Below are 21060 nucleotides of genomic sequence, written 5' to 3'. Positions count from 1 at the left end.
TGATCCTACCGGTACCGCCGAGGTTGCTCCTGTCACAAGCCGTAGTAACGAAGAACTAAACGTTCATAAATCCTGGCTGGAACGAGGCGGCGGGTCCAGAACGACAGCCGAACGTCGGTGCCGCACAGGTAGGTCTGGCGCGGCCGGGCCGCTTCGAGAATGCTGCGCACCTTCCTGGCGACCGCGTCGGCGGGCTGGCCTGCCGCGAGATAGTCGGTGACTCGTCCGAGCACCGCGACGCGATCGGGTGTGTAGGCGTCGATGGGGTCGGCCACCCGCACCGCGGCATCGATGATCGGTGTCACCGTCCAGCCGGGGGCGAGCACCGAAACGTGGATTCCGAATGCCGCGGTTTCCATGCGCGCGGCTTCACCGAGGCGTTCGATGGCGGCCTTGGTGGCCGAGTACCAGCCGCCGTAGGGTTCGGCGACGGCGGCCGCGCCGGAGCTCACCACGACCACCCGACCGTGGCCTTGCTCGCGCATGATCGGCAGTACCTCGCGCAGCACGCGGTGGGTGCCGATCACGTTGGTGTCGAGGATCGCGGCGGCCTCCTCGGGGTCGGTTTCCTCCACCGATCCGACCACGCCGTAGGCGGCGAAAGTGACGACGGCGTCGATGCGGCCGTGCCTGGTGTGCGCGGCCTGCACCCAGTCACGCACCGCCTCGGCATCACGGACGTCGACGACGGCCGAGTTCGCCCCCGCGATCCGGTCGCTACCTTCGACCGTATAGCCCACATGCGCCAGGTATTCGACAGTCGCGGCGCCCATCCCGTTGGCGGCGCCGGTCACCAGGACCACGGTCATGCGAGGCACACTTTCAGCACTTCCGGCAACACCTCGAGTCGCGCGGACTCGACGATCGTGATCTCGCCGTCGAGCTCGAGCGGGGCGGCGTGCGCCGGGCGCAGTTCGACGACACGGTCGCGATGGCAGGTCGCCAGCGCCGATCCCGAGAATTTTCCACGGTAGAGCCCCGCGATGAGCCCGAGGATTCGGGCGCGGCCCGCGGCCTGCCAGATGTTCACGTCGAACCGGCCGTCGGCACGGGTGACCGGAGTGTCGTAGTACATGCCGCCCGCGAAGTGCACGCTCTTGAGGATGCCGACGTTGGTGATCGGCGCGGTGTGCTCCCAGTCGCTGCCGCGCACCTGGATGGGCAGCGGACGGTGCGTGGCGATATTGCGCAACGCGGTCGCGACGATGGCGGCCTCGACATTGCGTGATTTGAGCCAGCCGACCACACCGTGTGCGTGGTTGAACGAATGATTCCCAGCCGCAACGAGTCCCATGCTCGCGTTGAGCAGGAAGTAGCGAACGGCGCGGGTGCCGTCGGGCAACAGCATGGTCGCTTTGCCGACGTCGACGAGTTCGGCGCGTTCGGTATCGATACGCGCGGGGACATCGGCGATGACGGCTGCCCTGCGCATCGGCTTGTGGAAGTCGTTGGAGCTGCCGAGTCCGATGGCGCCAAGGGCTAGCGCTTCCGCGCCGCGCCGTGGTCGGTCGGTGGCCGGATCCATGAGCGCGTTGAGCACCAGATTGACCATGCCGTCGCCACCCGCGGCCACGATCACATCGGGTGTCACGCCGTCGGCGGCCTCGACGCGGGCGCGCACCAGCTTCGCGGCTTGTTCTGTGTCACCGGGCATTTCAACTTCCAGGTCCGTATCGTGTTCGCGCAGTGCACGTTCCACCGGGCGCCACCGATCCAGTGCCGTTCCGGCATTGGACTGTGGATTCAGGACGACGAGCATGATTCCTCCTCGATACCCAGCCACGCACGTAGCCGGCGCCAGTCCCCGGTGCGGACAAGACCGGTCTGCGCACAGTTCGACGGGACAGCGGATTCCGACGCACCGACCAGGAAAACGGGAATGCCGATCCGGGCCGCCGGCGCATCCTTGGCGGCATCGTTGCCGATCATCACGCACTCTCCTGGTTCGGCGCCGAGCCGCTCCAGGAGTTCGCGATAGAACTCGATGCGCGGCTTCGAGCTGCGCATGTTCTCTCCGCTGGTGTGGAAGGTGAAGACCTCCGGTTCGTAGCCGCCCCAGCGCAGCCGAGTGGTCACGGTGCTCAGCGGCCACAACGGATTGGTGGCGACGACTTGCGTTATGTCCTTGGCATGCAACATATTTACCGTGTCGACCGCTTGGGGTTGCGGAGAGAAGCACCAGCGCAAGCGCGGAAAATCGATCTCTGCCAGTCGGTGCAGACGTCGCGCCGCAAGCGACTGTTCGATACCCATCCGCTCGGCCAGCAGCCGGATCATGAGATCGGTGTTGGTGTACTCGGTGTCGTTGGCGCGGACGACCCCCAGCACACCGTTCAACGTGCGCAGGAACCGGCGCGGGGGCATCAGATCGCGGAAGGCCTGCGCCGCCCCCAGCGGCATCAGCACCTGGAACGTGCGCTGGTGAAGGCCGACTAGGGTGCCGTCCAGATCCCACAGCACCGTGCGGTAGCCGGTCACTCCTGGCTATCCAGGACGGCTTGGAGGTCGGCGCGGGTGAGGCCGAGTTGTGCCGCGTATTCGTCGATTCCCGGCCGCTCCTGCTGCGCGGCAATACCCGCTCTCCCCGCGAGTTCCAGACCATAGGCGGCACCCAAGTCGAACACGGTCTTCGCCAAGGCCGCTGGGAACAGCCAGCGACCGAGGTCGCGCTGGAAGACCCGGGTGAGCCGGTATGGTGCGGCCACCTTGGCACCGAGGCCCGAGAGCGTCGACGGCTCCCGCAGCGAGCTCATCTTCGCCGCTTCCTCGGCGGGGACCAGCAGTAGATCCGACCACAGCCGCCCGAACGCCGCGCGCTTCTCGTGTGCGAGCGCCGTCATGTTGAATTCGGTGTACGCCTTTTCGATGCGTGAGGTGTGTGTCGAGCGGCTGCGCAGCAGGGTGTACAGGTCGGCGGTCTTGCGTGCGGTGTCGTATCGGGTGAACCGGTTGATCCGCGGGGCGATCCGCTCTAGGAGAGCCGCGAAATGTGGAATCGGAACAAGGCGATGTGTCAGCGAGAGTGCGTGATACATCAGGCTTTCACTGCCCGCCTTTGCTATCTCGGCGGCAAGCAGCTCGTAGTCCAGGTCTGCTGCGGAATGGCGGGCGAGGTTCCAGATATCGGCGAGTTCGCGGACCCCGGTCTTGTAATAGGGCAGATGAACGCCCAGGTGGTGCAGGTTGTCCTCGTTCGACATGGCCCAGGCGGGCACGCCGTAGAAGTCGATGCGACGCACACGATCCCAGATCGCGGGATAGTCGATGCGGTACCCGGCCAAGGGAGTGATCAGGCCCCAGTGCGTGCCGACGACCAGCGTGCCGTCCCTGGAGACGAACGACGGAAGGTGATGCGAACGTTCGGCGCGCACCTTGGGCGCCTTGCCGAGCAGCTCGGACGTGGCGAAAAGACCCATCTCGCGGTAGATCTCGACGACCGTGTCCACGTGGTCGAGTTCGACGAGGATGTCGAGATCGTTCATCCGCTTGTAGCGCGGATCGTGGTAGATCTCCGAGGAGAACAGCATGCCCTTCAGCACGACGCAGCGCACACCGCGCTCATCGAACCGGCGCAACAGTTCCAGCGCACCTTCCAGACGCCGATAGTTAGCGGCGGCAATGCGTTCGATGAGGTCGGCGAATCGCGCACGCACGCTCTCAGGGACGAGGTGGTACAACTCTTCGGCCGCCAATCGGCGCTGCACCAAGGGTACGGTCGCATTGATCCGTGCCAGATCGAAAACCTCTGACCAGTCCGATATTTCGTGCGCCAGTTTGGCCAGTTCGGCACGCTCGTCGGTGCTCGGCGCGGCCAGCGCCGCGTGCACGAGCAGCCGTTCAGCGGCAGTGCCGCCCGCGGCGATCTCGGGTGCGGTCACGTTCTGCCTTCCTGTTCGGGATGGAAACCGAAGCGACGAGCAACGGTCGAAATCTTTTCCAGCGCGAAGTCCAGCTGGTCGCGGGTGAGGGTGGCCATCATGCTGACGCGCAGCCGTTGCTGCTCGCGGGGGACGGCAGGGAACTCGACGCCGTTGACGAAGACGCCCTCGGCGTGCAGCGCGGCCACCACCTCCGCCACGGCCAGCCGCTGCGGCACCAGGATCGGGATGATCGCGGTCTGCGGGTCGACGGCGAAGCCCATGCGGCGCAGTTCCCGCACGAAATAGCCCACATTGTCGTGCAATTGGCGGATACGTTCCGGGTGCGCGTCGATGAAGTCGATCGAGGCGAGCACCGAGGCGACCACTGCCGGCGCCAACGAGGCCGAGAACATGTAGGAGCGCGCGAAGAACCGCAGGGTGTCGACCAAATCGGTGGATCCGGCGACGAATCCGCCGGTGGTCGCGAACACCTTCGAGAAGGTGCCCATGTACAGCTCTACCGAGCCGTCGCCCATACCGAAATGCTCGGCGGTGCCGTGCCCGCGAGCGCCGAGCACACCGGTGCCGTGCGCGTCGTCGATGGCCAACCAGGCGCCGAAGGAATCGCACAGCGCCCGAATGTCGGGCAGCGGCGCGATATCGCCATCCATCGAATACACGCCCTCGACGGCGACCACGATGTTCGCACCCGGGTTGCGCCAGCGGATCTGCATCAGCCGGTGCCGAAGATGCCGAAGATCATTGTGATCGAACGCCATCGAGCGCACCCGGCCGAGCTGGATGCCGTCGTAGAGGCTGGCGTGGCTCTGCTCGTCGTAGAGCAGGATGTCGCCTTTGCGCAGCAGCCCGGTCACCCAGCCCACGTTCGCGGCGTAGCCGGAAGAGAACACCAGCGCGGATTCGCAGCCCTTGGTCTCGGCGAGGCGTTCCTCCAGCCGCCGGTGCACCGAGGTGGTGCCGTTGAGCAGTGGGGGCCCGCCGCAGCCGATACCGAATTCGCGGGTTGCCGCGACGGCCGCCTCGACGATCTCCGGTTCGTTGCCCAAGCCCAGATAGTTGTTGGAGCCCAGCATGATCAGGTCACGGATCTCGGCGCTGCCCGGATCGCGCACCTGTACGACGGCTCGCGTGGGACCGGTGATCTCGCGCAACACGAATCCGGTGCCGCGTGCCCTGGTGACGTAGGGCCGGAATTCGTCGAAGCGCTGTTGGAAGGTGTGGGCGGCGGGATCGAGGTAGTGCTCGAGGCTGAAATTCTCGCCGTGGACAGCTTCGGTGGAGGTCATGCCCCTTCCTCCTGAACGATGGTTGCGGTTCCGGCCTTGCCGTCGAGGATCAGCCTGTCCCCGCTGGACACCCGTCGGGTGACGCCCGCGACGCCGACGACGGTGGGGATGCCCAGCTCCCGGCCGATAATGGCGGTGTGGGAGAGCACGCTGCCCTTCTCACTGACCAGCCCGCCCGCCGCGACCATCAGGAACACCCAGCCGGGGTCCGTGGTCGAGGCGACGAGGATCTGGCCGTCGATGACAATGTCCGGGTCTGGTGTCGCGAGAACAAGCGCGGGGGCTTCGACTCGTCCTGGCGCACAGCCGATTCCGCGTAGCACGGCACCGGACGCCACGGCGGGGATCGGGTGCTCGAAGGCCGGGTCGTTGATGGTGGTGGCGGCGATGCCCGAGGTGATGATCCGAGACGGGAGTTCCTCGGTGTGCCAGACTTCGTGATCACGTTTGCGGGTGGCGACGGTGCGGGCCGCGTTGGTGTCGACCGCGGTGCCCCGGGTCAGTGCCGCGATCTCCTCGTAGGTGAGCCAGAAGATGTCACGCGGCTGTTCGAGCAGACCCATCGCGTGCATCTGCCTGCCGTACTCGCGAAACACCCGTTTGACCAGCCCGAACGAGCGGCTGCGGCCCAGGCGCATGTTCTCCCGCTGCTTCACGTGCTCACGGGCTCGAGCCAGCGCGAAACCGAACACCACGCGTCTGCCGAACTTTCCGCGGAACACCGTAGCGGCGGTGGCTTCGGCCGCACGCCGAATGAGTTTCTCCCGCGCCGCCATCTCGTCGATGTTCTGACCGCCGCGCAGGTAGTTGCGAAGCATCGGCACCAGCCGCTCGGGATGTTCGCCGAGCGGGTCGGTTTCCAGTTTCAGTTCGTCGACGGTGCGATCGCCGAACAGGGCGATGTGACGCAGGCAGGCGGCCCTGAAGTCCGTGAATCCGGCCTGCGCCAGCGCTTTCCACACCTGCGGTGGTGCCAGCGGGCCCTCGAACAGCTCGCGCAGGGCCGCATCGTCGCGGACGGTGGCGGTCAGGGTCAGCGCCGACCGAACCGGGTCGACACTGTCGACACCCTCCTCCCCACAAAACAATTCGTTGCGCAAGGTGATCGCTTCCGCTTCGCCGAGACCTTCCCGCTCGAGCAGGAGACCGACGACATGGAACATCTGCTGGGCGATGAAATCGTTGAAAATCTGTACCGAGTACGCGGGGACGAGCTCGTGCAGGCAGCGTTCCATCCACTCCAGCAGCGCGTGCGGATCACGTTCCCGCTCCAGCGTTTCCGGTGCGAGCCGGTGGTCGAGGTCTGCGGTGAACGCGGCGAGCTCGATGAAGAACGCCCGCAACCTGCGTCGCAGCCGCAACCAGCCGAAGGCGATGATCGCGATGACCCGCAACCGCAGCAGGTACATCCGCACGCGGGCCATGCCGCGTTTCGGTGCGGCGGGGCGCTGGTAGCGGTTCTCGATATTGAGCGCCGCTTCCCAGCCCTCGATGGCGAATTCCATTCCGGGAATCTGCAGGAACAGCCGATACCAGTTGCTGATGTTGTAGTAGATGCGGCCGTGCGCGGTGCCGACGAGGTACGGATAGAGACTCGCGGCATTGCGCTCCACAATGGTTTCGGTCGCGCCGAAGTCCCGGTGGCAGGCGCGGAAGACCTGTTCGTAGGCGGCCCGCAGAATGGAGAACGTCAACGGGCTGGATATACCGGGATAGGACTCGGCGACATTGACGTTGTCGAAGATGGTTTCGCGCGCGCCGGTCGCGGTGACCGGTCGTGCCTGGAGCAGGAAGAGGGTCCCGTCGGCGTCGTATGCCCACTCGATATCCTGTGGCGCACCGAAGGTTTCGGCGAGCCCGGCGGCGGTGGCGGTGAGCTCGCGCACCTGGGCGTCGGTCAATGCGGCGGTGGCGATGGTGTCGGCCAACCGCTCGATCGTGGTGCCGGAACCGGATTCGGCGACGACTCTGCTCTGTTTATCCGCCACGACCCGTGAGGTGATCGTGCGCGACGCGTTGTCCACGAAGAAGGTGTCGCATTCGACGGTGCCCGCAACCACGCCCTCTCCTAGGCCGAGGGCCGCGGAGACCACCGCTTCGGCGGGATCGCCGGTCTGTGGGTTACAGCTGAAGACCACTCCTGATACGGCGCTGTCGACCAGGACCTGAATCAGGACGGCGCAGTCGATGGTCGCGTTGTCCAGGCCGCGATGTGCCCGGTAGAAGAGTGATCGCTCCGAGTATGCCGAGGCGAGAACATCGAGCACCGCCGGCGCGACGCCCTCGGGAGCGACGTTCAGGAGGGTGTCGAGCTGACCCGCGAAGGAGTCCGTCGCCGAATCTTCGCCGCTGACCGAGGAACGCACCGCCAACCGCACTCGGCCTGCCGAACCGGCGACGCTGTTGCGGGTTCCAGCCGTCTCCGAAGCCGACTGCACCTCGGGCCCGGACGATGTCGCGGAGTGTTCGACGACGGCGTTGCCGTGCGGAGTATCGGCAGGCTGCGCGACCGCGCGCATCGCACGGGCGGCCGATCGCGGGCCGGGCTCGACGAGCGCGGCGACGGCGGCGTCGAGCTCGGCGCGGATGTCATCCGGGAAGGTTTGAGCGGTGATCAGTGCGCGGATCGCCGACGACGCCGAGCGCAGTGACGCGGGATCGGTCTGGTCGAGAGTTGCCAGTTGGTCGGTGATGGAGCCGGCGACCGGGGCGACGATGCGAGCACACGCATCCACGCTCAGGACGACGAAGGCAGGGACTCGGTGGACGGCGGCCAGCAGGCGTCCGAGGTTGGCCGCCTTGGCTCCTATCTGAGCGGTATTCGTCTGTGCAGTGGCCGAATCCGCCAATACGGCGGCCTGCACGACCGCGCCGAGAGTTGTTCCGGTCATTGCGCAGCCTCCTGCATCGTCCTGGCGATCGGGACCGACGACTTGCGTCGGGTCAGCCGCACCAGAACCGGGTCGGGGGTGTTGGAGATTTCCGGGTTCTCCCGAACCCGGATACCGTTCACCAGCTCGATGTCGTAGCGGGACAGCAGCATCGTGATGCCGACCCGCACCTCCATGAGCGCCATGTGTTGGCCGACGCACAGGTGCGCGCCCCAGCCGAACGGGAAGTAGTGGAAGGGCGGACGAGCCTTGGTTCGTTCCTTGGTGAATCGGTCCGGATCGAAGGTCAGTGGTGAGTCCCAGAATTCGGGCCACCGGTGGTTCACGAACGGGCTGATCACCACGATCGAGCCCGGTTCGAGGTCGAAGCGGTCGAAACTGTCCCGCTCGAGCACGGTCCGGCTGAACGCCCAGGCGGGCGGATGCAGACGCATGGCCTCATCGATCGCGTGACCGGTCAGTTCCAGGGACGGCAACGTGTGCGCGAAGGTCGAATTCGACCCTCGATCGGCCGATGCCTCCAGCACCGTGTCGATTTCGGCACGGATACGGCCGAGTACCAACGGATTCCGGCACAGCTCGTAGATCGTCCATGCCATCGCGCCGCCGGTCGTCTCGTGACCGGCCAGCAGGAAGGTCAGTACCTCGTGGCGCAATTGTTCGTCGTCCATGGCATGGCCCGCGTCGTCACGGGCCGCGAGCAACCGGGCCAACAGCGATGTCGTGTCGGTTGATTCGGCTTGTCGGTGCTTGTGAACGACGTCGTCGACAACGCGATGCAGCCGGGCGCGTACGCCGTTGAAGCGCCGATTGGCCGGTGTCGGCACACCGGGCGGCAGCTGAATGGGTGCGGCCATGTGTCCCATTACCCACGAAACGCCCTCACGCACATCGTCTTCGATCTGCGGCAGCACACCGTCGATATCGGCGCCCATGACCGCGCGGCAGACCACGTCGGCGGCGAACCCCATCACCTCGGGGACCAGATCGAACGCCTCGCCGTGCGCGGCGAGTGCGTCGAGCCTGGCCAGCATTCGCTCTCCGCACGCCGCCATCAGCGGAATCTCGGTCTCCACGTGACGGCGAGCGAAGGCCGGTTTGATCAACGCGCGCTGCCGTTTCCACAGTTCCCCGCCGCTGGTGAGCAGACCTGGGCCGAGCAGGTAGTTCAGGCTTTGGTAGCTGATCCCCTTCGCGTACTTGGCCGCGTTGCCGACCAGCACCTGGTTGATGTGTGCCGGCTCGACCAGCAGATGCACATGTTGGTGCGCCAGCCGCAGCCGTACGCTGCCACCGTGCGCGACGGCCTGTTCGTAGAACAGCGTCAGCGGGTCGTTGCGGTACTCGAGATAAGCGCCCAAAGGGTTACGTAGCGTGGGGCCGTCCAAGCGGCGAACCTTCGCCGAAGCGGTCATGCGGCACCCCCGGCATCGATCAGGCTGTCATCGAGCAAGAACAGGCGTCGCGCCTCGGCACGCTGCACCTTGCCGCTGGTGGTCTTGGGGATACTGCGCGGTGGCACCACTCGCACACCGGCGGGCAGCACTCCGGTCTGCTTGCTCACCGCGACGCGCACCGCCCTGCGCAGCGCGTCGTGTTGTGCTGCGTCCGAGCCGGATTCGACGATGAGGTGCAGTTCCTCCGACAGACCCGCGGTATCGGCGTGACCGACGGCCGCGACACCGCCGAGCCGGACACCCGCCACCTCCTGGGCCGCGATCTCGAAATCGGTCGGCAGATAGTTCGCGCCCCGGATGATGATCAAATCCTTGTGCCTGCCGGTGATACGCAACCGGCCGTCGCGCAGGTACCCGATATCGCCGGTGTCCCACCAGCCCTCGTGGGTGGCCGCCGCGGTCGCCTCGGGCAAGCGGAAGTAGCCGACCGTGGTGGACGGGCCGCGGAATTGGACGCGTCCGACGATGTCGTCGCCGCACGGGGCCTCATCCGCGTCGACGATCCGCACCTCGGTCCCGTCCACCGGCGCGCCGCAATCCACGATCTGCATCGCGTCCGGGTCGCCGACCGGAACATCCAGCGCCACACCGCTTCCGGTCAACGCTTCGCGCGATACCGAGTCGAAGGCCACCGGCGTGCGCGGGCGGGCGACGGTGACAGCCAGGGATGCTTCGGCCATGCCGTAGCAGGGCACCAATGCGTCCTTCGGCAATCCCCAGGCACTGAAGCGGTCGACGAAGTGCTGCACGGTCGGCGGGTGAATCGGCTCCGCGCCGCAGAACAGGAATCGCCAGCTGGACAGATCCACCTCGGCCAGCTCCGCGTCGGGCACCCGCGCCGCCGCGTAGCCGTAGGCGAAATTCGGGGCGGCGGTGAGGGTTCCCCGATAGCGGCCGACCGCGCGCAGCCAGTCCCCCGGGCTGCGCAGGAACCTGCTCGGCGGCATCAGAACCGCGTCGAAGCCTCGGAACATCGGTGTCAGGAAACCCCCGATGAGTCCCATGTCGTGGTGCAGCGGCAGCCAGCCCACCCAGGTGTCGCCGCGGCCCATTGCTGCGGCCGCGGCGATCTGCTCGCAATTGGCGGCCACGTTGCCGTGCGTGATCTGCACACCCTTCGGGGTGCCCGTCGAACCGGAGGTCGCCTGAATGAACGCCAGATCGCCGGGTGCAGGCAGCCGCGGGGGCAGCGCGGGCGCATCCGGTGCGCAGGCCAATGCGTGCAGCACTGCACCGTCGATCGCGGCCACGGAGTCCGGCATCGGTGCGGCGTTCAGCACCGCCACGCTCGCCACGACCGCCGCCGGCTCCAGATAGCCGAGCAAGCGGGTGAACTTGTCCAGGAAGATGTCTGCCGAACCGAAGCCACCCGGCGTGGCGACAGCGGTGGGCACCGCGCCGAGCAGCAGCGCACCGAAGAACGCGGTGACGAACTCGGGCGAGGTGGGCAGGCACAGCATGACCCGGTCCCCCGGCCCGACGCCTTCGGCGGCCAGACCTGCGGCGACCCGGGCGGCCGCCGCCGCGAGTTCGTCGTGCCGCCAGCTCACGTCGCGCGCACCGTCGACGGCGCGCTCCGGGACGAAGACGGTGGCGGGCGCGTCGGCTCCGAGTTCGGCATTGGCCAATAGCGCGTGCACGATGCTGGACCGTTGGGACGCTGGCACTGCGATCATGACTGGTCCTTCACGTAGTACACGATCTGTCCGACCGTGTTCAGCTGTGCCGCAGCATCTTCGGGAATATCGATCCCGAACGCCTGCTCCAGCTGAATGGTCAGTTCGATGGCTGTCGGGGAATCCAGTCCGTAGTCGATCAGCGGTGTGGACGCGTCGAGATCGTCCACCGAGACCCACAGCACCTCGGCGACGATGGCGCGCACGCGCACCTCGACGTCGGCCGCCGGGATTCCCGCATTGTCGCGAGTCCGTGTGTTCAACCGAGTAACTTCCCTTCCGTCACGCAGGCGCGCACCGACTCCTCGATGTCGACACCGTCGCCGGTGTCTATGCGGTGGAACCCCACTTCGGGGAAGGCCGCGGCGAGGGTGTCGCGCACCCGTAGATATCCGTCACGCAGGGCTCCGAGCCGCTCTGCTGTTTCATGGGCCTCAGTGGGCCCGTCCCCCGAACGTTCAGCGCACCGTGCCGCGGCTTGTTCGGGCGGAGCGTCCAGCCAGAGCACGGCATCGGGCAGCGTGGTGCGAAAGCGCGCGGCGAAACCGGGCACGGACGCGGTCACGTCCCGTCGCACCAGATCCGCGATTTCCGACAGCAGATCCCAGATATCGGGTGAGCTGCCGAGGCGGGTCGACTCCGACCGCTGCCAAGCCAGGATGTCGGCAAAGGTGCCGGGCCGGTGCCGCTCCAGCACAGCGGCGATTTCGTCCTGCCGGTCGTGGCCATTCCAGTCCGGACGCGCGAGTGCCACGTACAGCGGACCGTAGACGAGCAGTTCGATCAGCGGATGCCGTTCGAACACCAGCACATCCGGCGACCAGGTCTGCACGAAGTGCCGTTCGACCGGGCCGAACAGCGTCATCTGCAGGTACATCGCGGTGGCCTTCATCTCCAGACTGGAGATTTCGTCACAGCCGACGCTGAATGCCCTGAGCTGCTCGGACAGCTCGGACAGCGGCACGTTTTCGGTGTTGTGGAAGTCGGGACATGTCATCGACGCGAAAGACCCGTCGCCGACTGGTGCGAGCTCACGCAGTCGGGCCATCACCGAAGACTTGCCCGCGCCATCGATGCCGACGATGGCGATGCGGCGGGTGGATGTCGCGGTCATCGGTCGTCCTCCCGCAGTTGTGCGAGCACGGCCTCGGTGATGTCGGCGGGCGCAGCGGTGCCGTCCAGTCGCACCCAACCGAACTCCTCCGACAGCGCCTCCAGGGCTCCATGGCTGCGCTGCTGGAAGGTGAGAAAGGCTGCCTCGTCGCCGTAGCCGCTTTCGTAGTCACTGCGTAACTGCTTGCGGCCCAGCGCATCCTGTGGGCTGACGGTCAGGTAGAAGGTGCGGTCGGGTTCCGGAAAGCCCGCCGCGAGTTGCCGCAGCACCGTGGGATCGCCGCCGTGCGCCACCTCGGTCGCAAAGTACTTGTACCAGTACGCGTTCGCCAGCATGACCTCAACGCCACGCTCGGCGGCCAGATCGAACGACAGCTGCATGGCATGGAACAGAAAGTGCGCGCGGCTCAGCGGCGACAACAACTTCAGGTAGCCGTAGATCTCGGCGGGGCTGCGCCACGGCAGCTTCGAGGAGACCTTCGGGTCGAGGAACGCGTCCCAGATCGTCACCGCGGCAACGGTCTGCCCCTGTGCCTCGAACTCCGCGGCGATCCGTGCCACCTGTGTGGTCTTGCCCGAACCGTCGCCACCGGCGATGCAGATCAGGCGTTTACGTGCGCTCAGTTGCTCATCCCTACTGCGAGTCGGGCGCGCCGGTGGCGCAGTGTCTTTCGGTGCTTTCATCCCGGTATCCGGCACTGTCTCGGGCACGATCGCCACGGCTGCGGTCGGCGAAATCGTCGCGTCGGCCGTCGGCTGATCGACCGGCACTATCGCGCGCGGGGCCGCCAGTGCTTTCCGAGGCCGCCCCGCCGGGGGTGTCGTGGATTGCGCCGCCGAACCGGTCCCCGGGTCGGCGGCCTGCTCCGTCGAGGCCTCGGTGTCGAACACGCTGACCACACCCGCGCGGCCGTCCACCCGAATCCGTTGCCCCGATCGAACAACCGAGGTGGCCCCGGCGACATTGAGCACTGCGGGAATGCCGTACTCGCGCCCGATGACCGCCGCGTGCGAGAGCATCCCGCCGACCTCGGTCACCACCGCCGCGACCAGGCCGAGCGCCGGGGTCCAGCCGGGGTCGGTGAACCGGGTCACCAGGATGTCGCCCTCGCGCAGCTGGTCGATGTCGGCCAGTGACGTGATCACCCGCGCCGTGCCCTCGGCGATGCCGGGGCTGCAACCGAGTCCGGTCAGGTCGCCGTCACCGATTTCACGGATCGCGCCGACGGTGACTCCGCCGCCCAGCTCGTGCGGCGGCACGAGATCGCGATATCCGGCGTATACCGCACGGCGGTACGCGATCTGCGGTGTCAGTGCGGCCGCCTCGATGCGTCCCGCGGCGAGATCGGTGAGCTCGTGGATGGACAGCTGGAACACGTCGTCTGCCTGCTCGATGCTTCCGGCCGCCGCCAGCCGGACGCCGGCCTCGAGGACATAGGCGCGCACGATCGCGTAACACTGCGAGGAGAACTCCCGCATCCGTTCGCGCGCAACGAGGTACCTGCGCATCCGGTCGACCTGCTTTTCCAATGCCTTGGCGTGCTTGACTCGGGCGATCGGCTTGGCGCGCACCCGCGCGCGCACCGTCGCGAGCTCGTCTTCGTAGCGCCTGCGCTGATCCACCAGCGTCACATCGGGATCCGCGGGCGGGGTGCCGTGTTCGAGCATCGTCGCGATCATCGATCGCACCCGCTCGGGCGCCTCCGACCAGCGCGGGCTGGTGAGATCGAGTTCCGCGTCGGCGTGGAATCCCTGCTCGCTCAGGAACGCGTCGAGTGCCGTGGTCCATGCGGCGCTGTCCAGGCCGTGATCGGTGGCCACCCGATGCAATTCGACGATGCCGCGTTGCAGCTGCATGTGGCTGATGTCGGCGAGCCCGCCCATCAGATCGATGGCCGAGGTGCTGCCGCCGGTCGCGGCGTCGATCTTGTCGAGGAGCTGTTTGAAATCCGTCTGCACGCTGGAGTTGTTGTAGATGGTGGTGAAGTAGGTGCGTTCGGTGGCTGCGTGGAAGGTGAGCAGGCAATCGGCCAGGTCCGCGACGAAAGCGGCCTCGCCGGTGTGCGGCAATTCGCGCACCCGCTCCCGCCACACCGCGTACTTCGCGGGCCATTCGGCGGCGAATGCGGCGACCTCGTCGAGCTGCGTACGATAGCTCTGCTGCACGGCGAGCGCCACCGGCAGTGCGCGGGCAATGGTTTTCGGGTTGTTCGGGGTGCGCACGGGCCCCTCGGGGCCGTACTCGTTGAGCACGCCGAGGTCGTCATCGAAATGCTGTTCGTCGAAGCCGGGGATGCGCCGGAAGCACTTCTTGACCGCACTCACGTTCCAGTAGGCCCGGCCGTAGTACATGGCCATCCAGTCGGGTTCTTCGCTCGGATCCGCCAGCCTCAGGCGCTCGAAGAACTGTTGCATCGAGAACTGGAATGCGTTGTCGTACAACGAGAACATTATCGGCGTGCAGACCCGCGCCGAGACGCCGCCGTCACGCAGGTCGGCATCGGAGAACTGGTCGATGTCGGTGCGCCAGGAGATGGCCGTGATAGCTCGGGCTTGCAACAGCCACAGCTTTCCCGCGCCATCGATGGCCCATTCGATGTCCTGCGGCCGATGTCGATGCGCCTGCACCGCGAGCATCAACGCCGCGAGTTCGGCGGTGGCGGCAGACGCCAATTCGATGTCTTCGCCGCCCGCGTCGCGCGCCACCACGTCACCGCCGAACAGTCGCAGCGTGTACCTCGTCGGCGTGACATGCCCGGAGACCAGGCGTTCACCGAGGCCGTTGCAGCATTCGACCACCGCGTGGTCTTCGATGCCGGTGAGTGCGTCGATGCTGAAACCGACACCGGCCCACCGGGCATCGACCATTCGCTGCACGAGCACCGCCACCGACGCGCCGGCCTCGCGGTAGCCGTGCCGGGACAGGTACGCCGTGACGCGTTCGTTGTGCACCGACTCGCGGCACTGGGTGATGTATCCGCGCAGCGTCGAAGCATCGGTGATGTCCAAGAAGGATTCGTACTGGCCGGCGAAGCTCGCATCGTCGAGGTCTTCGAGCACGCCGCTGGAACGCGCGGCGACCGGGAAACCGCCGAGCGCCTGCACCCAGCGTTGCAGATCCTCGTCGGTGACGGCGCCGAGGTCGAGATCGGCGGTGACGACGAATCCCGGGGGCACTTCGAATCCGGCGACGATCAGTTCATGCAAAGTGCCTGCCTTGCCGCCGGCGCTCTCGACCGTGAAATCGGCGGCGCCCAGGTACATCGGGCCAGGTATCGGGGTGGAAGCGGGATGGTGCACGGTGGGAGCTCCTGTCGGAAGCAGAACCGGGCGCACGTCGTGACGGGCGGCGAGGTCGCGGGCGGCGCGCACGCCTGCCGCGCTCAGGCCGCCATAGGAGGGACTCGCCGTGTGCGGTTCGAAGCCGAGCAGAATGGTTTCGGCCATGCACGCGTAGACGACCCCGCCGGGCAGCCCGGTTTCGGGAAACGGAGGTGTCTGGCCGAGCGGCAGCGCCATGCGGCCGCCGGAGACCAGGGTGATGTTCGGATGGTCGGACACCGCGCGATCCACGTCACCGGGGACCGCGAGATCGACCACGAGCACCCGATGGTCGTCGGCCAGCGACTCGGCGGTGACCACAGGCACGGCCGAGTTGGTAGCGGTCAGGACGATGTGGCAGTCGCGCAGCGCGGTCAGGTCCTCACTGACCTCGACTGTTCCGTCCAGCGTTGCGGCGACCCGGTCGAGTCGCTTCGCCGATCCAGCGCGCCCGATCAGGGTCACCGAATCTGCCAGTGGGGCAAGGAGTTCGGCCATCACCGCGCCGATGTTGCCGAGCGCGCCGAGGATGCCGACCCGTCGTCGACCCGGCTCGAGCCCGGCGAGCTCCGCGCGTACCACCTCGTAGGCGGATGCCGCGGTGAGCGAGTTCCCCGAGGTCACCGTGACGGCATCCTCCACCACGTCGCGGGCGGCATCGGTGACGATGGAGGTATAGCCGCCGAGCCCGATCACGGTGGCGCCGAGCTCGATTGCCTGCTCCACCGCCTCGAGCACCAGATCGCGCACCCAGGCCCGATGCCCCGCCCGCAGGCATTCGATGATCTGCGCGGCCGAGATCGGTACTGCGATCAGGCACACCTCGACCTGCGCGCCGGTCGGCGAGGTGACGATCTGCCTGGTCAGTTCGAACGGCTCGGCCACCCCGCGCAAGCGTTCGAATAACGCGGCGAACTGGATGTCCGACCATTCGGCGAGTTCGGGAGCGAACCGTCGCAGGTCGGCGGCCTCGGGCAGGTTGGCGAGAAACACCACCCTGGTCGGTGTGTTCCAGTCCCGCGCGACCGCACGGGTGCGCCGCACCGAGGACGATGTCCGTTCGGGCAGCGGCCAATTCGTCGTCACCGGGCTCGCCAAGTGCGCGAGCAGGGTGGCCAGCTCGCCACGATGCAGCAGTGCCGCCACCTCGTCGAGCGCCGTCTCCATCCGAGCCATATCCGACTCGGCGAGGAAGGCCGAGGGCTGGATGCGCAAGGTGGTCGGTGCGGACAGGGTCGGCAGCATTCGGATGTCGTGGGCGTGCAGCAGGTAGCCCGCGACCACGTACCCGAACATGTCCGGATCGCAGATTTCGCGTAGCAGCGCGGATTCCGGCTGCGGAGGGATCAATTCGATGCCCTGCAACAGCCCGCGGCCGCGCACTCCGGCGATCACGCGCGGCCAGCGGCCCGCCACCGCATCCAGGCGGGCCCGCAATCGAGCGCCGACATCGGATATCCGGATCTGGTTGTCGCGCAGCAGGTCCAGTGCGGCATCGGCGACCGCGCTCGACAACTCGTCGTCGGCGAAAGTGGACGTGTGATACCTGCCGAAATCACCGATCGACTGTGCGCGATCGACGAGCAGGGCGGAGATTTTCACCAATCCGCCACCGAGCGACTTGGACAGCAGGTAGTAGTCGGCAACCACCCCGGAGGGCGCCGACGCCAGGAATGTTCCTGTCCGGCCCATGCCCGACTGGATCTCGTCGAAAATCAAGGCAGCCGTGTGCAAGTCCGCCAGCGCACGCAGCGCACGCAGCGTCTCGGCCGGCACCTCGCGGACACCGCCCTCCCCCTGGATCGGTTCGGCGAACACTGCCGCGATCGGCGAGATCGACATCCACGACCGCACGGGGCGACCCGCGCTGTCGATGACGATTCGGCACACCGACCGCAGCTCGCTCGCGAACGCCGCGGCCACCTCGCGCGGCGACCACGTGTCGAGCCTGCGTCGTTCGGGCCCCGGCACCACTAGATCCGGTGGCGTGTCGGCCTGCTCGGTCAGGGCGAACGCGCCTGCCGTCTTGCCATGGAATGCGCCCGCCAGCGAAACGAAAATCGGTCCGCGACGGCGCATCTCCTCGATCTCACGCAGCGAGTCGGTGAGTAGCTCGACCACTGATCGGCGATCGGCGGCGGCATCGGCGGCCCCTGCGACGGTGATCGGGCGAACGTCGTGCAGCCCGTCACGACGAGCGCGACGAAGGGTGCGACGCAACTCGGTCTCGAGGTCGGTCAGCGAACGGGCATGCGCCACCGCCGCGTGCCTGATGGCCGCTTCCACCGCTTCCGCGCCCGTGGAACCGAAAGTCACCACGTACTCGCGATCGGTGGCCGCGCCGACCGACTCGGACAGTCGGCGGGCCAGCCGGACCGCGCCGGGGCGGACGCTGCCCTGAGACACGAACGGCGACTGCTGATTCAGCCGCGCCGTCGCCACCCGCACCAGTGCCGGATGGTTGTGCCCCAACAGCGCCGCACCGAACCCGCCGACCAGATCCAATACCCGGGAACCGTCGGCGCGAATCAACCAATCACCCTCCGCGCCCGTGTAAACCACATCGAGGTGACAGGCGCGCAGGAGCCGGGCCAGGCCCGGGCGGTTGTGCCGTGCGAAATCATCGAACACTTCGGCCACCGAATGACTGCTCGATGCTATGTCCGAAAACTGTAAACTCGGAGTCACGACCTAGGCTCCGACTCCCGCGCGGCGGGCTGCTGCTTGCCCGATCTTCGCTGATACACAGTCGATCACCGCGCGTGCTGTGTGCAGCGTCGAAGCCTCCTCGTCGGAGATCTCGATGCCGAAGGCTCGCTCGAGATCTATCACGAGTTCGGCCGAACGGACCGAGTCCAAGCCATAATCCAGCAACGGTGTGTCTATCTCGATCTCGGCCACTTGAAGACCGTGTCGAAATAGTTCGCACACGCGCTCGCTTACCATCTGTGTCGCCATCATTTCGCACCTCCCGTTGCGCTGGAATCTTCCGCTTCCCCCGTGAGCAGAATGCGGTCCGATGGGTGTGCCATCGACTCGCGGTAAAAGTATTCCCCCTGGGTAGCGCAGGATTCGGCGCCAGCCGAGACTGCGATCACTTGCCCTCCGATATCGGCAATCAAGACTGTTTATGTCTCATACCTCGTCAACTTGCACAACCGTCATCGACAACATCGGCGCATGCACCCATCTGTACACCGTCGATTTGCGGCCTGCAATCCGAAAACGTCTGCAGCACAGCCTGTCTGCCGGATTGGCAACTACTCGGCTAATCACGTCCTGTGTAGCGCGCGAAACATGGTTTCACGCCCCGGAAACAACGGTTGGAGACTTAGCGTCTGAGACAACAAATTCTGAGATTCGTTGTCACAGACAATCAACCAATTCCGCCACCATAGAGTGGAACATGTCCTATTTTTGCAGAGTTCGCTGTTCACGCGAGGTTCACAGATCGGTCAGCCGCATTTTCATACCAACCCATCGGTACTTTTCAATTGAATTGGGCTTTACCATGATTCGAGAAGAATGCGAAGTCGCTTAACAGCGCTTTTACCTCGCCGCCGATGCCCTACCGTCGCAGCGGAACGTCCCGCAAACTTCCGGTCCGGCAACCGGGTGTGACGGCTTTCATTACTCGCCAGTAGCCCCCATGATGCCTGTGGCCCTTCACAAGGGCACACCGGCCGGTCCCCCTCGCCATCACAGAAGATCGCGAATCGATCCACGCCCCGCTTCGGGCAGTTACTGTGAATGCCCTGCACAGCTATATCCCGGGGCAAAGGAGTCGCCAATGTCCGTCGACAGTCCGACCTGGCCGAGTCTGACCTTGGCAGGTCAGCCGATGTCGTCCCCGCTGAAAGATGTCCGGACGCTATCGCGCCAGATGGTTGGTCACTTCGTGGAGAATGTCATCCCCTGCGGCACGCTGCCGGTGGATGCCATCTCCGGCGACGTCACCACCATCACCAGGACCTGCCTCGAGCTCGCGGTCAGCATGCTCGACGGACAGGGCATCCCGGAAAAGATGCAGCGGCTCCGGGACGCCGCCGCCGGATGGGCACGCGAGGGCGTGCCCATCGATACCATCCACCACTCCATCCACGAGGGCTTCCAGATGGGCCTCGACCTGGTGGTCTCCAACGCGTCCATCAAGGACTACGACAATCTGGTCGACGGCGCCCACATGGTGGTGCAGATGCTGGACATGATCACCTCGGCGATCTCGGTCGCCTACGTCAGGGAACTGCGCGCGGTGGTCAGCGAGCACCACACCGCCGTCCACACGCTCACCTCGGCGCTGTTGGGCGGCCACAGCACCTCGACCATGGCGCGTGAATGCGGAATCTCCATCGCCGAGTCGTATGTCGTTGTCGCGGCGGCGATTCCGGCGCACCGCGACGAAGCCAACCCGGCCCTCGACCGTCAGGTCGTGGCCCGGCGCAAACTCCGCCGAGCCCAGGCCGAGCTGGCGACCCGCTGCGGCAACAGCGCGCTGTCGCTGCTCAGCGTCGACGGCGGCACCATTCTCATTCCGTCGGCGACCTTCGACAACGAGGGCCTCGATACTCTGGTCAACCAGCTCTCACACGCCGCACAGGTCGGCATCACCGCGACACTGGTGCAGGCCACCCCCGAACAGATCCCGAACGCCGCCGACCAGGCCCACGAATTGCTCGACATGGTGCAGCGCCTGCAGGCGATGCCAGGAATGTACCGATTCGACGAGCTGGCACTCGAATACCAGCTGACCCGCCCCGGCCCGGGACGCGAATACCTCGGCTCACTGCTCGATCCACTCGACGAGCACCCCGAACTACTGGAAACCCTGCAACGCCACATCGGCAACAACCTCAACCGCCAGCGCACCGCCCGAGTCCTGCACGTGCACACCAACACCGTGGACTATCGCCTCAAACGCATCGGCCAACTCACCGGCTTCGACCCCTCCCAGCCTTCCGGCCTCTGGTACCTGCGTTCGGCCCTGGTCGCCCGCACCTACCGAACCACCTGACGTCACATCCGCGCGAACACCGTGATCGTCCGGGCAGGCGCGTGTCCTCGGTTCGATACCACGTGGCCGAACGGGCGGTGTGTCACCCGGTCCCTTCGGCCTGCGCGACCGATAGCGGCTCGTGATCGACCGCCGTGAAGACATCGATGGACATGTCCTCGTCCCGGTAGTGCGCCAGCGTCGACAAGCCACGAGTGGTGCACGCGATCGCGTGGACCTGATCACCGGACATCGGGTACTCGGGCACTTTTCGTCGCCAGTGCACACACAGCACCGTGCCGCCGGATTCGAGGTGTTCGACGGCGCGGTCGAACACCGCACGCAGGCTCGCGGCGTCGAGGTAATAGCAGACCTCACTGAAAACGATCAGGTCGAATCGCTCGTCGGGCCATTCCTCGCCGAGTGCCCAGCGGCGGAATTCGAC

The 21060-nt window shown here is 66.4% G+C and carries 13 protein-coding genes and 1 pseudogene; 1 reads left to right on the top strand and 13 read right to left on the bottom strand.

The features are described 5' to 3' along the window. Positions 1–32 precede the first annotated feature (32 nt). From ACFU4Z_RS31050 to ACFU4Z_RS30995, 12 genes are read right to left on the bottom strand one after another with little or no spacing between them, the layout of a single operon-like run. On the bottom strand, positions 33–809 hold the full coding sequence (locus ACFU4Z_RS31050) for an SDR family NAD(P)-dependent oxidoreductase (RefSeq protein ID WP_379070146.1): 777 nt from the start codon (positions 807–809) through the stop codon (positions 33–35). Next, positions 806–1759 carry a diacylglycerol/lipid kinase family protein gene (locus ACFU4Z_RS31045; RefSeq protein WP_379070143.1) on the bottom strand — a complete coding sequence of 318 codons (954 nt, stop codon included), beginning with the start codon at positions 1757–1759 and terminating at the stop codon, positions 806–808. Before ACFU4Z_RS31045 ends, ACFU4Z_RS31050 begins: the two co-directional genes overlap by 4 nt. Further along, the gene (locus tag ACFU4Z_RS31040; protein WP_379070140.1) at positions 1744–2478 is read right to left on the bottom strand and encodes an HAD family hydrolase; all 735 of its coding nucleotides are present in this window, start codon (positions 2476–2478) and stop codon (positions 1744–1746) included. Before ACFU4Z_RS31040 ends, ACFU4Z_RS31045 begins: the two co-directional genes overlap by 16 nt. Beyond that, positions 2475–3878: a nucleotidyltransferase family protein gene (locus tag ACFU4Z_RS31035; RefSeq protein ID WP_379070137.1), complete on the bottom strand. Its 1404-nt coding sequence runs from the start codon at positions 3876–3878 to the stop codon at positions 2475–2477. Before ACFU4Z_RS31035 ends, ACFU4Z_RS31040 begins: the two co-directional genes overlap by 4 nt. After that, positions 3875–5167 (bottom strand): aminotransferase class I/II-fold pyridoxal phosphate-dependent enzyme, encoded by a 1293-nt coding sequence (locus ACFU4Z_RS31030; RefSeq protein WP_379070133.1) that lies wholly within the window; start codon positions 5165–5167, stop codon positions 3875–3877. The genes ACFU4Z_RS31035 and ACFU4Z_RS31030 overlap by 4 nt, the downstream gene beginning before the upstream one ends. Then, positions 5164–8058, bottom strand: coding sequence for a PEP/pyruvate-binding domain-containing protein (locus ACFU4Z_RS31025; protein ID WP_379070130.1), 2895 nt, complete (start codon positions 8056–8058; stop codon positions 5164–5166). Before ACFU4Z_RS31025 ends, ACFU4Z_RS31030 begins: the two co-directional genes overlap by 4 nt. Further along, entirely contained in the window at positions 8055–9473 is a 1419-nt protein-coding gene (locus ACFU4Z_RS31020) for a cytochrome P450 (RefSeq protein ID WP_379070127.1), read from the bottom strand. The genes ACFU4Z_RS31025 and ACFU4Z_RS31020 overlap by 4 nt, the downstream gene beginning before the upstream one ends. Beyond that, positions 9470–11191: a fatty acyl-AMP ligase gene (locus ACFU4Z_RS31015; protein WP_379070124.1), complete on the bottom strand. Its 1722-nt coding sequence runs from the start codon at positions 11189–11191 to the stop codon at positions 9470–9472. The genes ACFU4Z_RS31020 and ACFU4Z_RS31015 overlap by 4 nt, the downstream gene beginning before the upstream one ends. Continuing rightward, the gene (locus ACFU4Z_RS31010) at positions 11188–11454 is read right to left on the bottom strand and encodes an acyl carrier protein (protein ID WP_379070121.1); all 267 of its coding nucleotides are present in this window, start codon (positions 11452–11454) and stop codon (positions 11188–11190) included. The genes ACFU4Z_RS31015 and ACFU4Z_RS31010 overlap by 4 nt, the downstream gene beginning before the upstream one ends. Continuing rightward, positions 11451–12305: a hypothetical protein gene (locus ACFU4Z_RS31005; protein WP_379070118.1), complete on the bottom strand. Its 855-nt coding sequence runs from the start codon at positions 12303–12305 to the stop codon at positions 11451–11453. Before ACFU4Z_RS31005 ends, ACFU4Z_RS31010 begins: the two co-directional genes overlap by 4 nt. Next, positions 12302–18265 carry an aminotransferase class III-fold pyridoxal phosphate-dependent enzyme gene (locus ACFU4Z_RS31000; RefSeq protein ID WP_379070115.1) on the bottom strand — a complete coding sequence of 1988 codons (5964 nt, stop codon included), beginning with the start codon at positions 18263–18265 and terminating at the stop codon, positions 12302–12304. The genes ACFU4Z_RS31005 and ACFU4Z_RS31000 overlap by 4 nt, the downstream gene beginning before the upstream one ends. Before the next feature lie 51 nt (positions 18266–18316). Then, the gene (locus ACFU4Z_RS30995; protein WP_379070412.1) at positions 18317–18571 is read right to left on the bottom strand and encodes an acyl carrier protein; all 255 of its coding nucleotides are present in this window, start codon (positions 18569–18571) and stop codon (positions 18317–18319) included. An 844-nt stretch (positions 18572–19415) separates the two neighbouring features. Here ACFU4Z_RS30995 and ACFU4Z_RS30990 point away from each other — a divergent pair. Continuing rightward, entirely contained in the window at positions 19416–20636 is a 1221-nt protein-coding gene (locus ACFU4Z_RS30990; protein WP_379070112.1) for a PucR family transcriptional regulator, read from the top strand. An 82-nt stretch (positions 20637–20718) separates the two neighbouring features. Here the strand turns inward: ACFU4Z_RS30990 and ACFU4Z_RS30985 are convergent. Then, positions 20719–21060: pseudogene (locus ACFU4Z_RS30985) on the bottom strand (SAM-dependent methyltransferase); the annotation flags it as partial.

This window comes from Nocardia sp. NPDC057440, from assembly GCF_042802915.1.
Lineage (GTDB): Bacteria > Actinomycetota > Actinomycetes > Mycobacteriales > Mycobacteriaceae > Nocardia.
This window is presented reverse-complemented; position numbering and strand designations above follow the sequence as displayed.